Origin of the sequence: Wansuia hejianensis, from assembly GCF_014337215.1 — a bacterium.
In the GTDB taxonomy this organism is placed as follows: Bacteria; Bacillota; Clostridia; order Lachnospirales; family Lachnospiraceae; genus Scatomonas; species Scatomonas hejianensis.
Genome location: NZ_CP060635.1, coordinates 946,063 through 960,186, shown reverse-complemented (window position 1 = coordinate 960,186; position 14,124 = coordinate 946,063). Strand labels below are relative to the sequence as shown.

The 14,124-nt window shown below is 52.8% G+C and carries 10 protein-coding genes; 1 reads left to right on the top strand and 9 read right to left on the bottom strand.

Going from position 1 to position 14,124, the window contains the following annotated elements:
• The first annotated feature begins 159 nt into the window (after nucleotides 1–159).
• The gene (locus H9Q79_RS04370) at nucleotides 160–2,076 is read left to right on the top strand and encodes an ABC-F family ATP-binding cassette domain-containing protein (RefSeq protein ID WP_249329266.1); all 1,917 of its coding nucleotides are present in this window, start codon (nucleotides 160–162) and stop codon (nucleotides 2,074–2,076) included.
• Between the two features lie 8 nt (nucleotides 2,077–2,084).
• Here the strand turns inward: H9Q79_RS04370 and H9Q79_RS04365 are convergent, their stop codons facing one another.
• The 9 genes from H9Q79_RS04365 to gatB form a co-directional block, all read right to left on the bottom strand.
• The gene (locus H9Q79_RS04365) at nucleotides 2,085–4,175 is read right to left on the bottom strand and encodes a glycogen debranching protein (RefSeq protein ID WP_249329265.1); all 2,091 of its coding nucleotides are present in this window, start codon (nucleotides 4,173–4,175) and stop codon (nucleotides 2,085–2,087) included.
• A gap of 14 nt (nucleotides 4,176–4,189) precedes the next feature.
• Nucleotides 4,190–6,034, bottom strand: a complete 1,845-nt coding sequence (locus H9Q79_RS04360; protein ID WP_249329264.1) for an ABC transporter ATP-binding protein — start codon at nucleotides 6,032–6,034, stop codon at nucleotides 4,190–4,192.
• Nucleotides 6,009–7,763, bottom strand: a complete 1,755-nt coding sequence (locus H9Q79_RS04355) for an ABC transporter ATP-binding protein (RefSeq protein WP_249329263.1) — start codon at nucleotides 7,761–7,763, stop codon at nucleotides 6,009–6,011. Before H9Q79_RS04355 ends, H9Q79_RS04360 begins: the two co-directional genes overlap by 26 nt.
• Nucleotides 7,751–8,194 (bottom strand): MarR family winged helix-turn-helix transcriptional regulator, encoded by a 444-nt coding sequence (locus tag H9Q79_RS04350; RefSeq protein ID WP_249329262.1) that lies wholly within the window; start codon nucleotides 8,192–8,194, stop codon nucleotides 7,751–7,753. Before H9Q79_RS04350 ends, H9Q79_RS04355 begins: the two co-directional genes overlap by 13 nt.
• Before the next feature lie 192 nt (nucleotides 8,195–8,386).
• Nucleotides 8,387–9,601, bottom strand: coding sequence for an NADP-dependent isocitrate dehydrogenase (locus H9Q79_RS04345; protein WP_118642772.1), 1,215 nt, complete (start codon nucleotides 9,599–9,601; stop codon nucleotides 8,387–8,389).
• A 17-nt stretch (nucleotides 9,602–9,618) separates the two neighbouring features.
• A complete protein-coding gene (locus H9Q79_RS04340) occupies nucleotides 9,619–10,290 on the bottom strand; it encodes a GntR family transcriptional regulator (RefSeq protein ID WP_118642770.1) in 672 nt (223 codons plus the stop codon).
• Between the two features lie 16 nt (nucleotides 10,291–10,306).
• The gene (locus H9Q79_RS04335) at nucleotides 10,307–11,710 is read right to left on the bottom strand and encodes a hydroxymethylglutaryl-CoA lyase-like TIM-barrel protein (protein WP_118642768.1); all 1,404 of its coding nucleotides are present in this window, start codon (nucleotides 11,708–11,710) and stop codon (nucleotides 10,307–10,309) included.
• A 66-nt stretch (nucleotides 11,711–11,776) separates the two neighbouring features.
• Complete coding sequence (locus H9Q79_RS04330; protein ID WP_118642766.1) at nucleotides 11,777–12,625, bottom strand: S8 family peptidase; 849 nt, start codon at nucleotides 12,623–12,625, stop codon at nucleotides 11,777–11,779.
• A 66-nt stretch (nucleotides 12,626–12,691) separates the two neighbouring features.
• A complete protein-coding gene (gatB, locus tag H9Q79_RS04325; RefSeq protein WP_118642764.1) occupies nucleotides 12,692–14,122 on the bottom strand; it encodes an Asp-tRNA(Asn)/Glu-tRNA(Gln) amidotransferase subunit GatB in 1,431 nt (476 codons plus the stop codon).
• Between the last annotated feature and the right edge of the window lie 2 nt (nucleotides 14,123–14,124).

Below are 14,124 nucleotides of genomic sequence, written 5' to 3'. Positions count from 1 at the left end.
TTCCTCCTGTCCAGGTATTTGCTGCCCGACTCTTCGATCCACTAATTCTTTTACCATTATATCTATTTGACAGAAGATTGTCAAAGATTTCTTCTGTTTTTCTTGTCTATTTTCGTTTTTTCTGTATAATAAGTACTGAAAACAATGTGGAGGTGTAATATGGTACTGGCCTGTCAAAATATCAATAAGGCATTTGCAGCCACGGAAATTCTCCGTGATGTATCTTTTCATATAGAGGAACACGAAAAAGCCGCCCTCATTGGCGTCAACGGAGCAGGAAAGACCACTCTGCTGAAAATAATCATGGGAGAAATACAGCCCGATTCCGGCCAGGTGATCCTGGCTAAGGGGAAAACCATCGGATATCTGGCGCAGCATCAGGACATCAGCGGCGACCGGACCATCTACGAAGTGGTACTGGAGGCAAAGCAGGACATTCTGGATATGGAACGCAAGATGCGCGTTCTGGAGATACAGATGAAAAATGCGGACCCCGGAGAGCTGGATGGACTGATGGCTTCCTACACCCGGCTGACCCACACCTTTGAACTGGCCAATGGATACGCCTGCCAGAGCGAAGTGACAGGCGTACTCAAGGGGCTTGGTTTCCCAGAAGAGGATTTCCACCGGGAGCTGGACACCCTCTCCGGAGGGCAGAAAACCAGAGTGGCTCTCGGCCGCCTGCTCCTGACCAAACCAGATGTGCTTCTGCTGGATGAGCCTACCAATCACCTGGATATGGAATCCATCTCCTGGCTGGAAACGTATCTGATGAATTATCCCGGCGCGGTCCTGATTGTCTCTCATGACCGCTATTTTCTGGACCGCATCGTCACGAAGGTCATTGAAATAGAAAACGGAAAATCCTTAATGTTTCCCGGAAATTATACAGTCTACAGTGAGAAAAAGGCGGTGATCCGCCGGGCGGAATACAACGCCTATCTGAACCAGCAGCAGGAAATACGCCGCCAGGAAGAGGTAATTACAAAGCTGCGCTCCTTCAACAGGGAAAAATCGATCCGAAGGGCAGAGAGCAGGGAAAAGCTGCTGGATAAGATTGAAGTTCTGGATAAGCCCGCCATTCCCCAGGCGGACATGCGCATTCACCTGACGCCAAGGATCATCAGCGGCAATGACGTGCTGACAGTCAGAGGGCTGTCAAAAGCCTACTCCGGCGTATCCCTGTTTGAAAACCAGGATTTTGAGATACACAGGGGTGAACGTGTCGCCATCATCGGCAGCAACGGGACAGGAAAGACTACCATACTGAAAATTATTAACGGCCTTGTGGAGGCAGACCATGGGAGCATTGCGCTGGGTTCAAAAGTACATATCGGATACTATGACCAGGAGCATCAGGTACTGCATATGGATAAGACGATATTTGAGGAGATCTCTGATACCTATCCTTCGATGACCCAGACGCAGATACGGAATGTGCTGGCCGCATTTCTCTTTACCGGTGACGAAGTATTCCAGCCGATCCGCACACTGAGCGGCGGAGAACGGGGCCGGGTTTCCCTGGCCAAGCTCATGCTTTCAGAGGCTAATTTTCTCATACTGGATGAGCCCACCAACCATCTGGATATCGTATCCAAGGAAATCCTGGAGGAAGCTCTGAGAAAATATGCGGGAACGGTCCTGTATGTCAGCCATGACCGTTATTTCATCAACCAGACCGCTACCCGCATCCTGGAACTGACCGGCCAGACCCTGATTAACTATATCGGAAATTACGATTACTATCAGGAAAAGAAGGAAGAACTGACCCGCGCCTACGTCTCTTCCGCCGTCTCCGGACCGGAGGCTGAAGAACAGTCCGCATCTTCCGCCCAGATGGACTGGAAAACGCGCAAAGAGGAGCAGGCGCGGCTCCGCAAGAGAGAAAACGACCTGAAGAAGCTGGAAACCCTTATCTCGGAGCTGGAAACCCGGGATAAGGAAATTGACGAGGAATTTAATCTGCCGGAAACCGGAACCGATCTCCCTCGCTGCCAGGAGCTTTCCCATGAAAAAGCGGAAATTGCCGGGCAGCTGGAACAGCTCTATGACCAATGGGCTGAACTGGCAGAGTAAGCTGAAACCTATTCTGCCACGAATACTGCGGCAGACCGCGGCCCTATCATCATGCTTTTACCGTCAAAGGGCGTATCCGGCTGAAAAGAGTCTTCACAGAAGGTATGAAGCTTCAGCCGCCAGCCGCAGCCATTTGGAGCCTCCGGAAGCTCCTGCCTGTGAGGCTCCCAGTGAGCATTGACGGCCAGCAGCACCAGATCATCCTTCTGCCCACCTTTCTGTCTCCCGGCAAACAGCACGCCGATCTGCCGGGTAAACGGGTCCGTCTCCCTGTTCCACGCAGTTCCGTTGTGCAGCGACAGATCCGGCCAGCCGCACCGGGCAGGCGCAGTCTTGCCGCGCAGCACAGGATGCTCCTTTCTGAAAGCAATCAGCCGCGCCACGAATTGCTGAAATGTCCGGTATTGCTCCAGACGCGACCAGTCCAACCAGGAAATTTCATTGTCCTGGCAGTATGCGTTATTATTGCCGTACTGTGTGTTGCAGAATTCGTCGCCGGACAGGAACATAGCTGCCCCGTGGCTGCACAGAAGAACGGTAAATGCGTTTTTCCTCAGACGTTCCCGGAGGGCGAGAATCTCCGGAGCTTCCGTCTCGCCCTCAGCGCCGCAGTTCCAGCTGTGATTGTCCCAGGCCCCGTCAGTATTCTCCCATCCGTTCGCCTCATTGTGTTTTTCATTATAGGCGTACAGGTCATATAATGTAAACCCGTCGTGACAGGTAAGAAAATTCACAGAAGCGTTCTGCCGCCTGTCCGGCGGATACAGATCCTGCGAACCGCAGATGCGCTCAATGGCCGCAGCTGCGGTGTTTTCATCCCCTTTGAGAAAGCGCCGTACATCATCCCGGTATTTCCCGTTCCATTCCGCCCACCGGTTCCAGGACGGGAACGACCCCACCTGGTACAGGCCGCCCGCGTCCCAGGCCTCAGCAATCAGTTTTACCTGGCCCAGGATAGGGTCAAATGCCAGACTTTCCAACAGCGGAGGCTTTGACAGCGGGCTGCCGTTCTCGTCTCTTCCCAGAATCGAAGCCAGATCAAACCGGAAGCCATCGACTCTGTATTCAATCACCCAGTGCCGGAGACAGTCCAGTATAAACTGGCGGACCACCGGATGGTTGCAGTTCAGAGTGTTCCCGACGCCGGAAAAGTTATAATACCTGCCATCCGGCGTGAGCATGTAGTAAATTTGATTATCAATTCCCTTGAAAGAGAAGAATGGGCCCCGTTCATCGCCCTCCGCCGTATGGTTCAGGACGACATCCAGGATTACCTCAATGCCGTGCGCGTTAAATTCCCGTATCAGCTGTTTCAGCTCCGTCCCTTCCCGGTTATATTCAACAGCGGCCGTATAGCTGGTATTAGGCGCGAAAAAGCAGACTGTATTGTAACCCCAGTAATTCAGCAGCTGTCTCCCATCCACAATGCGTTCGTCAGCCGTCTCGTCAAATTCAAAAATGGGCATCAGCTCTACGGCATTAACTCCCAGCTCCAGAAGATAAGGCAGTTTCTCCATGAGCCCGGCAAAAGTCCCTCCATGCTTCACGCCGGAGGATGGGTGCTTTGTATAACCTCTCACATGTGTCTCATAGATGACCATATCCTGAAAAGGGATTTTTGAATCACAAAAACCGCTCCAATCAAAGGAATCCTGCACAACACGGGCATGATAGGCTTTTCCCTGTTCCTTCCGGCAGCCCCAGACGCTCTGGCCGGTAACCGCCCGGGCATAGGGATCCAGAAGGAACTCCGTCCGGTCGAAGAGCAGCCCCCTGGCCGGATCATGCGGCCCATCCATCCGGTAAGCATATTCAAACTCCCGGATATCCAGGCCAAACACAATCATGGAATAGGTGTGTCCGATTCTGCAGTCCTCCGGAAAGGGCAGCACTGCGAATGGCTCACAGGCCGCCCTGTGAAACAGGCATAATTCACAGGAGTCCGCTCCGCAGGAAGATATGGTAAAGCTGACGCCTCCCGGCACAATCACCGCCCCATTCTCCCGGAACAGGCCCGGCCGGATGCGGAAGCCCCCGACCTCCCCTGTAGCTCCCGGAGCCTGGGAGATATTTTCACAGCCTTCTGCACGATAACTCATATACCACCATCCTTTCAGCTCAGTTCAAACAGGCCGTTATACAGCTGGTAATAACGTCCTTTGGCGGCCAGAAGCTCTTCATGGCTGCCGCGTTCCACAATCTGTCCGTTCTCCAGAACCATGATCGCATCAGCGTTACGGACCGTACTCAGACGGTGGGCGATGACAAAGACTGTACGTCCCTCCATCAGCCGGTCCATCCCCTTTTCAATCAGAGCCTCCGTACGGGTATCTATGGAAGAAGTCGCCTCATCGAGAATCAGGACGGGAGGATCTGCCACAGCCGCCCTGGCTATGGCCAAAAGCTGCCTCTGTCCCTGGGACAAGTTGGCGCCGTCCGCTTTCACGAGCGTATCATAGCCCTGGGGCAGCCGGCAGATAAAAGAATCCGCGTTGGCAATCCGGGCTGCCTGACGGATCTCATCGTCTGTGGCATCCAGCTTTCCGAATCGGATGTTATCCGCTATTGTTCCGGTAAACAGATGGGTATCCTGAAGCACAATCCCCAGAGAATGACGCAGGGCATCCTTGCGCATTTCGTTGACGTTGATCCCATCGTAGGTGATGCTACCCCCCTGTACATCGTAAAAACGGTTGATGAGATTGGTAATCGTGGTTTTCCCGGCTCCTGTGGACCCTACAAATGCAATTTTTTGTCCGGGCTTCGCGTACAGGCTGATGTCTTTTAAAATGGGATGCCCGGGCTCATAGCCGAATTCTACGTTCTGGAACCTGACGTCTCCCCTGAGAGGAACCAGTTTCCCATCTGCCCTGCGCCAGGCCCAGCGCCCGGTTTTCCGGCTGCAAGGCGACAATTCACCATTTTTTTCTTCCACATTGATGAGGTCTACCTGTCCGTTGTCGCTTTCCGGCTCCAGATTCATCACCTCGAACACCCGCTCCGCGCCTGCCAGAGCTGCCAGCAGGAAATTACTCTGCTGTGTAAACTGGTTGATCGGGAGGGCCGACTGCCGGACAAACACCAGATAACTGGCCAGGCTGCCCACGTCTGTGAGGCCCCGGAGGGCCATGATCCCTCCCAGGACGGCGACAATGGCATAGTTGATATAGGAAATACTCACCACGGCAGGAATCATCGTAGCGGCATAGCTCTGCGCGCCCGTCCCAGCCTTTCTGAGAGCTTCATTTTTAGCCCTGAAAGTCTCCAGGCTGGCTGCCTCATGATTGAAAACCTTAACGACTTTCTGCCCGTTCACCATCTCTTCGATATAGCCGTCCAGATCTCCCAGGCTCTCCTGCTGGCGGGTATAATACTTCTTACTTCTCTGGCCGCTGAATTTGATGTATAAAAACATGGCCGCATAGCATATCACCACAATCAGCGACAGCCTCCAGTTGAGGATGAACAGAATGAGGAGCGTGCCCACCATCTGTATAAAGCTCTGAATCACCATGGCAAAGCTGTTATTCAGGGCATCGGAGATCGTATCCACATCATTGGTAAAATAGCTCATCACATCCCCGTGACGCCGGGTGTCAAAGAACTTGAGCGGCAGGCCCTGAAGGTGTGAGAACAGGTCTCTCCGTATGTCGAACAGCACCCGCTGGGCAGCCTTTACCATAATCTGCGTATAGCCATAAGCGGATAAAGCTCCAGTCCCATAAATCGCAGCCGTGGCCGCCACGCCTGTTACCAGGGAACGGACGTTTCCGACCACCAGATTATTGACGATCGGGCGTATCATATACGTGCCCAGCAAGTTCGCAAGAGCGCTGACCGCGACCAGTATGGCCACTGCCAAAAGCAGGAATTTATGCCGCCCCATATAGGATAACAGCATGCGCAGAGTATAGCGCAGGTCCTTGGGCTTTTTAGCACTGAGCTGCCGTGCTGCCATGATCATCCCCTCCTTTCATCTGTGACCTGTATATTTCCTGGTAAATGGGATCGCCCGCCAGCAGCTCCCGGTGGGTACCCACCGCATGCACCTTTCCGTCCTCCAGGATGACGATCTGGTCTGTATTCATGACAGACGTGATCCTCTGGGCGATGATGATTTTCGTGACATCTTTAAGCTCCGCCAGAGCGCTGCGGATCTTGCCTTCGGTAGCTGTATCCACCGCGCTGGTGGAATCGTCAAATATCAGCACCTTCGGCTGCCGGAGCAGTGTCCTGGCGATGCACAGCCGCTGCTTCTGGCCGCCGGAAATATTGTTGGCGCCCTGGCCCAGATCTGTATCCAGCCCTCTGGGCAGCCGCTCCAGAAATTCATCGGCGCAGGCGGTCCTACAGGCCTCCCAGAGAGTATCGTCACTGGCTACAGGATTGCCCCATTTCAGATTCTCACGCACTGTTCCGGAAAAAAGGACGTTTTTTTGCAGGATCATGCCCACGGCATCCCGTAACGCTTCAAGATCATACTCCCGCACATCCCGGCCGCCGACTTTTACCGTGCCCTCGGTGACGTCATACAGCCTGGGGATGAGCTGCACCAGCGTGGTTTTGGCAGAGCCCGTTCCACCCAGAATTCCCACAGTCTCTCCCGCCCGGATATGGAGAGTTACGCCGGACAGAGCATTTTTCCGGGCATCTGCGCGGTATTTGAAGGACACATTCTCAAAATCAACGCTTCCGTCTGTTACATTTTTTACTGCGTCCGGCGGAGAATCCAGGACCAGTTTTTCATCCAGCACCTCACTGATCCGGCAGGCACTGGCCAGGGAACGGGTCAGCAGCAGGAACACGTTGGCGATCAGCATCAATGAATTAATTACCTGCATCACATAGCTGAGAAATCCCGTCAGATCCCCTACCTGCAGAGAAGAGTCCAGGATCATGTTCCCGCCGAACCACAGGATCAGAACTACTGCCGTATACATGACAACCTGGAAAACCGGCAGATTCAGAACCGCATAATGAAAGGTAGTCTGGCTGGTTTCCATCAGCTCCCTGTTGACAGCCTGAAACTTTTCTTCCTCATACTGCCCTCTCACAAAAGCTTTCACAGCACGGATAGCTGTCAGCCCCTCCTGTACCACATGGTTCAGCCGGTCCACCGTCTTCTGAAGCCATCCGTACATGGGCGCCACCTTCCGGATAATAAAGAACAAGATGATTCCCAGAACTGGCGTACAGACCACGAAGACTAAAGCCAGGCGGGGATTCATCCAGAAGGACAGTGCCACTCCCATGACCAGCATGACAGGCCCGCGGACTAACGGGCGGAAGCCTCCGTTTATTGCGTTCTGCAAAACCGTCACATCGGTTGTCATACGGGTTACCAGAGATGAACTGTCGAAATGATCCAGATTCGCGAAGGAGTAATTCTGCACCCGTTTATACTGCGCTTCACGTACATTCGCGCCCCATCCGTATGCCGCCCTGGCTGCAAAACGTGCGTACAGAAGCCCTGTAATCAGTGCCAGGACCGCGCATACTCCCATTTGCAGTCCCTTAGACAGAATGTAAGAAATATCATGGCCAGCCACGCCCACATCAATCAGGTCGGCGATCAGGACCGGAATGAACAGTTCCAGGCAGGTTTCTGCCAGAACCAGAAAGGCTCCGGTCACCATGTCTTTCCGGTAAGGGCCCAGATACATCAGCAGTCTTCTTATATCCCGCATGGCTCTCCCTCCTTCTCGGCGCGGAGGTTTCTGTAGGCCCGCGAAAGATAACTGGCAAATTTTTTCTTCTCTTCCGCCGTAAAGCCATCCAGCATGATATCCTCCATGACGCGGTAATTCTCTTTCCAGATTCCGGCAAACTGACAGCCTTTCTCCGTCAGCGCGATCAGATCGCTGCGCCTGCTCTTCTGATTCGTCTCTCTGGACACAAAGCCGCTCTTTTCCATTGAATATAGCATCCGGGAGACTGCGGCAGGATCTATCTCAAAATATTCAGCCAGTTCCCGCTGGCTGCAGGATCCCCGTCCCGACAGGTATACCAGCAGTTTCGGCTGGCCTGCTCCCAGTCCGGAATCCCCCAGGCAGGAACGGAGATAGTTCCTCTGTGAATGAAAGGAACGATATAACAGCATAAAGAACATATTTTCCATCTCTGATACCTCACTTCAATTATAATTGACTTATCAATAATTGATAAGTCAATTATAAAATATTCTCCCAAATTGTCAATCGTCAATACTGCAAAAATCATATTCTACTGGCGCCATAATTATGAAAAAAATACCAGATCCGGGAACCATCATGCAGGTTCCCGGACCCGGTATTTATCTGTGCATTAAATTCTATCCGAGAAGCGACTCCAGCTTCTCACGGATTGCTACAATGAAGTCACGGCTGTTCAGGACTGTCGGATTCTCCAGGGTGGTAATCAGTGCCAGGTCTTTTGTCATCTTTCCGGATTCAATGGTGGAAATTGTAGCTTCCTCCAGCTTATCCGCGAAATTCTGCAGTTCCTGGTTCTTGTCCAGCTCACCCCTCTTACGGAGAGCGCCTGTCCAGGCAAATATAGTTGCCACGGAATTAGTGGATGTCTCTTCGCCGTTCAGATGCTTGTAGTAATGACGCTGAACGGTGCCGTGAGCCGCCTCATATTCATAGTATCCGTGCGGAGACACCAGGACAGAGGTCATCATTGCCAGAGAACCGAAAGCGGAAGAGATCATATCGCTCATCACATCCCCGTCATAATTCTTGCAGGCCCAGATAAAACCTCCCTCTGCCTTCATGATTCTCGCGACAGCGTCATCGATCAGCGTATAGAAGTAGGTGATTCCCGCCTCCTCAAATTTTTCTTTGTAATTCTGCTCATACAGATCTGCAAAGAGGTCCTTGAAGCGATGGTCGTATTTTTTGGAAATAGTATCCTTTGTCGCAAACCACAGATCCTGCTTTGTATCCAGCGCGTATTCAAAACAGCTCTTGGCAAAGCTTTCAATGGAATTGTCCAGATTATGCTGGCCCTGTACGATGCCGCTTCCCTCGAAATGATGTACGAGAAGCTCCTGCTCCCCGGAACCGCCCTCCGGCACATACACCAGCTTCACATCGCCGGGAGCCGGGATCTCCATTTCCACATTCCGGTACACGTCGCCGTAAGCATGACGGGCGATCGTAATCGGTTTCTTCCAGTTCTTCACGCAGGGCTCAATTCCCTTCACCACGATAGGTGCACGGAATACCGTACCGTCCAGGAGAGCTCTGATAGTCCCGTTAGGACTCTTCCACATCTGGTGAAGATCATATTCTGTCACACGGGCGGCGTTAGGGGTGATTGTCGCGCACTTCACGGCAACACCGTATTTTTTGGTAGCGTTGGCAGCATCTACCGTGATCTGGTCTCCGGTCTCGTCTCTCTTCTTCAGTCCCAGGTCATAGTATTCCGTGTTCAGCTCCACAAACGGCGCCAACAGCTCGTCCTTGATGATCTGCCACAGAATCCGGGTCATCTCATCTCCGTCCATCTCTACCAGGGGTGTTGTCATTGTAATTTTCTGCATAGTCTTCCTCCTTGCCATCACTCTGTTTTCTCATGCAGCAATTCTTCAATATCGTACTGCTGCAAATTCTTCATACTGTTTAAAATATGCTGGGTCGCCAGCTGTTCTGCCCGCTCACCATCCTTGTTGCGCAGAGCCGCCAGAATCTCTTTATGTTCTTCACTGCTCATCATGGAACGCCGGTGGTTCTCGATGGTCAGCCTCCGGACCTTCTGGATATACTGATGATACTGAAGAAGCGTATTGCACAGCATCCGGCTTCCACTGGCCTCATACATCAGTCCGTGAAAACGGCTGTCCTGTTCGTAGAGCTGCCGGTAATGTTCACGGTCCGCATGATATTCCGAGAGGCAGATCACCTCCTCCATCGCCTGCAGCTGCTCAGGAGTGATCCGCATGGCCGCCCATCTGGCGCAGAGGCCTTCCAGCCTGGAGCGGACCATATAGATATCCCATACGTCAGAAGCTGAGATTCCGTTCACAAAGGCGCCTTTATTAGGTATAATCTCCACGAGGCCCTCCAGCGCCAGCTGGCGCAGGGCTTCGCGGACAGGTGTCCTGGATACCCCCAGGCGTTCTCCCAGGGCTATCTCTGCCAGCTCCGCCCCCTGTTCGTAATCACCGCTCAATATCTCGTTCCGGATCGTCTGATAAACTCTTCCTCTCAGAGAAGCACTTTTTACTGCCATTCGTCTGTCCTTCCGCTCACATATCTTCTATGTCCAGTTCCATCATCAGCCGTCCTGCCGCCCCGTCCACAGCCCGCTTCAGCTCTTCTCCGGTCAGGTCTGTCACCCGGCCCTCCTCATACTGGGCGTCTACCCATTCCTTCACCTGCTGTACCAGTTCACAGTTCTTGTCCAGCTGCCGGTCTCCCTTCAGGTGGTAATGGGTATTGATCCAGTGGGCGATTCCGGCCAGGCCGGAGGTATTGGAGACCGATACCTCCACCGGACGGTTTAATAATTTCTCCGTATCAAATATATTATAAATCTCTTCATTTTTCAAGAGCCCATCTGCATGAATTCCGGCTTTTGTGATATTAAAGCTCTTTCCGACGAAGGGGGTCCGCTCCGGAATCTCATATCCGATCTCTTTCTCATAGTATTCTGCCAGCTCCGTGATCACGCGGGAATCCATGCCTCCCAGATCCCCTTTGAGCTGCCCGTATTCAAATACCATGGCCTCCAGCGGAGTATTCCCCGTCCGCTCTCCGATTCCAAAGAGAGAACAGTTGACGCCGCAGGCGCCGTACAGCCAGGCTGTACTGGAATTGCTCACCGCCTTGTAGAAATCATTGTGCCCATGCCACTCGATCAGCTGAGACGGCACCCCCGCGTGAGTCATGATGCCATAAATAATACCCTGCACAGAACGGGGGATCACTGCTCCTGCGTAATTGACGCCCAGCCCCATAGTATCACAGCAGCGTACCTTAATTGGTATCCGGTATTCCTCCATCAGCCTCATCAGTTCCAGGCAGAAGGGAATCACATAGCCGTAGATATCCGCGCGCGTTATGTCTTCCAGATGGCACCGGGGGCTTATCCCCGTCTCCAGACATTCCCGGATCACGCTCAGATAATGTTCCATGGCCTGCTTACGGGTCATCTTCATCTTGTAGAAAATATGGTAATCAGAACAGCTTACCAGAATGCCGGTCTCCTTCAGGCCGATGTCCCTGACCAGCTGAAAATCCTTCTTACTGGCCCGGATCCAGCTTGTGACCTCCGGAAACTGATAGCCTCTTTCCAGGCATTTGTATACTGCATCCCGGTCCTTTTTGCTGTAGAGGAAGAATTCACTTTGGCGGATTTTCCCATTGGGTCCTCCCAGCCGATGGAGATAATCAAAGATTGTCACGATCTGGTCCGTCGTGTAGGGCGCCCTGGACTGCTGCCCGTCGCGGAAGGTGGTATCTGTGATCCAGATTTCACCGGGCATATGATGAGGGACGATCCTGTCGTTAAAAGCTACCTTCGGCACCTCGCTGTAAGGGAACAGATTCCGGAACACATTGGGCGTTTCCACATCTACCAGCGGATACATGTGCTCTTCCAACTCCAAAAGGTTGGTTTTTCCATTCATTCTCACTTGTCTGTTCTGCATATCTCTTCTCCTTCCGTATCCCGTTTGTATTATTGTATACAATAATACAGTTATACAATATGTTCATTATACAACCTTCTGTAAAAATGTGTCAAGCGAAAACTCTCCCCATCCCTGCAGATTATGTTCGTATCCCAGATCCCGTGTGGATTCCTTCAGCAACATCTTGAGTTCCACGTTCGTCAGCAAAGGATCTCTCTCCAGAGCCAGGGCTATTGCACCAGAAATCACCGGCGTAGACATGGAAGTTCCGCTTTTTGTGACATATCTGTTTCCGCCTCTTCCGGGTGCGCAGGAGATGATGTCCATTCCTGGCACTACCAGGTCTGGCTTGCACACACAGTCCCTGGTGGGCCCCCGGCCGGATATTCCCTGGTTGCTGACCAGCATATCTGAAGAGCCTACCGTAATCACCTTCCGGCTGCTGCCCGGAGCGGTAACGCTGCCCGGCGCCGGACCCAGGTTGCCTGCGGCCGTAACCACACAGAGGCCTTCATCCCACAGCTTTTCCACCCCTTCAATCAGCGCTTCATGAAGGGCCGGCTCCTTTTCCGTCGTGCCAACGGAAATATTGATGATCCTGATACGATACCTCCTCCTGTTCTGCCTGATCCATTCCAGAGCACGGAGCACATCCCGTTTCTGTCCGTTCCCTTTCCGGTCCAGAACCTTCAGAGCGATCAGCTGGCTGCCCGGCGCCACACCTGGATACTGCCCGTTGCTGCCGATTCCGCTTCCGGCCGCGATACCTGCCGTATGAGTCCCGTGGCCGTTATCATCATAGGGCTGCTTTCTTCCATACAGGAAATCCCTGAAGCAGATGATGCGGTTATCAAAATCTATATGTGGAAAGATCCCGGTATCCAGCATGGCAATACCGACACCTCTGCCTGTTAATCCATATTTATTATTCATAAAAAATTCTCCCTGAGATTGTATATTATAAAATATTCAATCTCAGGGAGAACGCCATTACACTCTTTAGATCAGCTTTCTGATCAGCTCTCCGGCCATGGCAGGGTTCGCCTTGCCCTTCATCTCTTTCATCACCTGTCCCACCAGGAAGCCCAGCACCTTTTCCTTGCCGCCCCTGTATTCTTCCACAACCTTGGGGTTGTTCTCCAGGACCTTCTTCACAACCTCTTCCAGGGCGCCGGCATCATTGACAGTTTTCAGCCCGTGTTCCTCCACATAGGCTTCCGGGTCCACATCCTCTTCATACATCTTTTCAAAGACCTCTTTGGCTACCGTACTGTTGACGGAGCCCTCCTCGGCCAGCGCGATCAGCTTCGCCAGGTGCTCCGGTGAAAAGCGGAGCTGCTCCGGCTCTTCTCCGTGTTCCTTCAGAAGACGCAGAGTCTCCACCATCAGCCAGTTGGACACTTTTTTCGGATTGCCTCCCAGCGCCACCGTTTGTTCGAACAGGTCCGCCAGACGCTTGGAACCTGTGATGATCGCCGCATCATAGGCAGGAAGGCGGAACTCCCTTTCATACCGGGCCTGCTTCTCCGGCTGCAGCTCCGGCAGGGAGGCACGGACTCTCTCCATCCATTTGTCGCTGATCACCACCGGCGGCAGGTCAGGGTCCGGGAAATACCGGTAATCCTGGGCATCCTCTTTGGAACGCATGGCATATGAGTATTCCTTCGTGTCATCCCATCTCCGGGTCTCTTGAACGACCTGACGGCCGCTCTCCAGCAAGTCGATCTGACGCGCCCGTTCCCCGGCGATCGCTCGGGCAATGGCTTTGAAGGAATTCAGATTCTTCATCTCTGTCCTGGTGCCAAAAGCTTCACTGCCTTTTTCGCGGACAGAAAGGTTGACGTCGGCACGCATGGAGCCTTCCTGCAGCTTACAGTCGGAGGCTCCCAGATACTGGGCGATCATCCGCAGACGGTCCAGATAGTCAATGACCTCTTCAGCGCTGCGCATATCCGGTTCTGAAACGATCTCAATCAGAGGAACCCCGCTCCTGTTATAATCCACCAGGGAACAGTCCTCCCATTCGTCATGGATCAGCTTTCCGGCATCCTCTTCCATATGGATCTCGTGAATCCTGATTTTTTTCCTGCCCTCTTCTGTCTCAATTTCGATCCATCCGTCATGGCAGATCGGCAGATAGAGCTGGGAAATCTGATAGTTTTGAGGGTTATCCGGATAGAAATAGTTCTTTCTGTCAAATTTGCAGTTCTGATTGATCTGACAGTTGGCGGCAAGCCCCACCGCCATGGCATATTCCACTACCTGTTTGTTCAGAACCGGAAGAGAACCCGGCATGCCGGTGCAGACCGGGCATGTATGGGTATTGGGCGCTCCGCCGAATTCAGTGGAGCAGCCGCAGAATATCTTCGTCTTTGTAGCGAGTTCTACGTGGACTTCCAGCCCTATGACGGTTTCATATTCTCTCACCATGA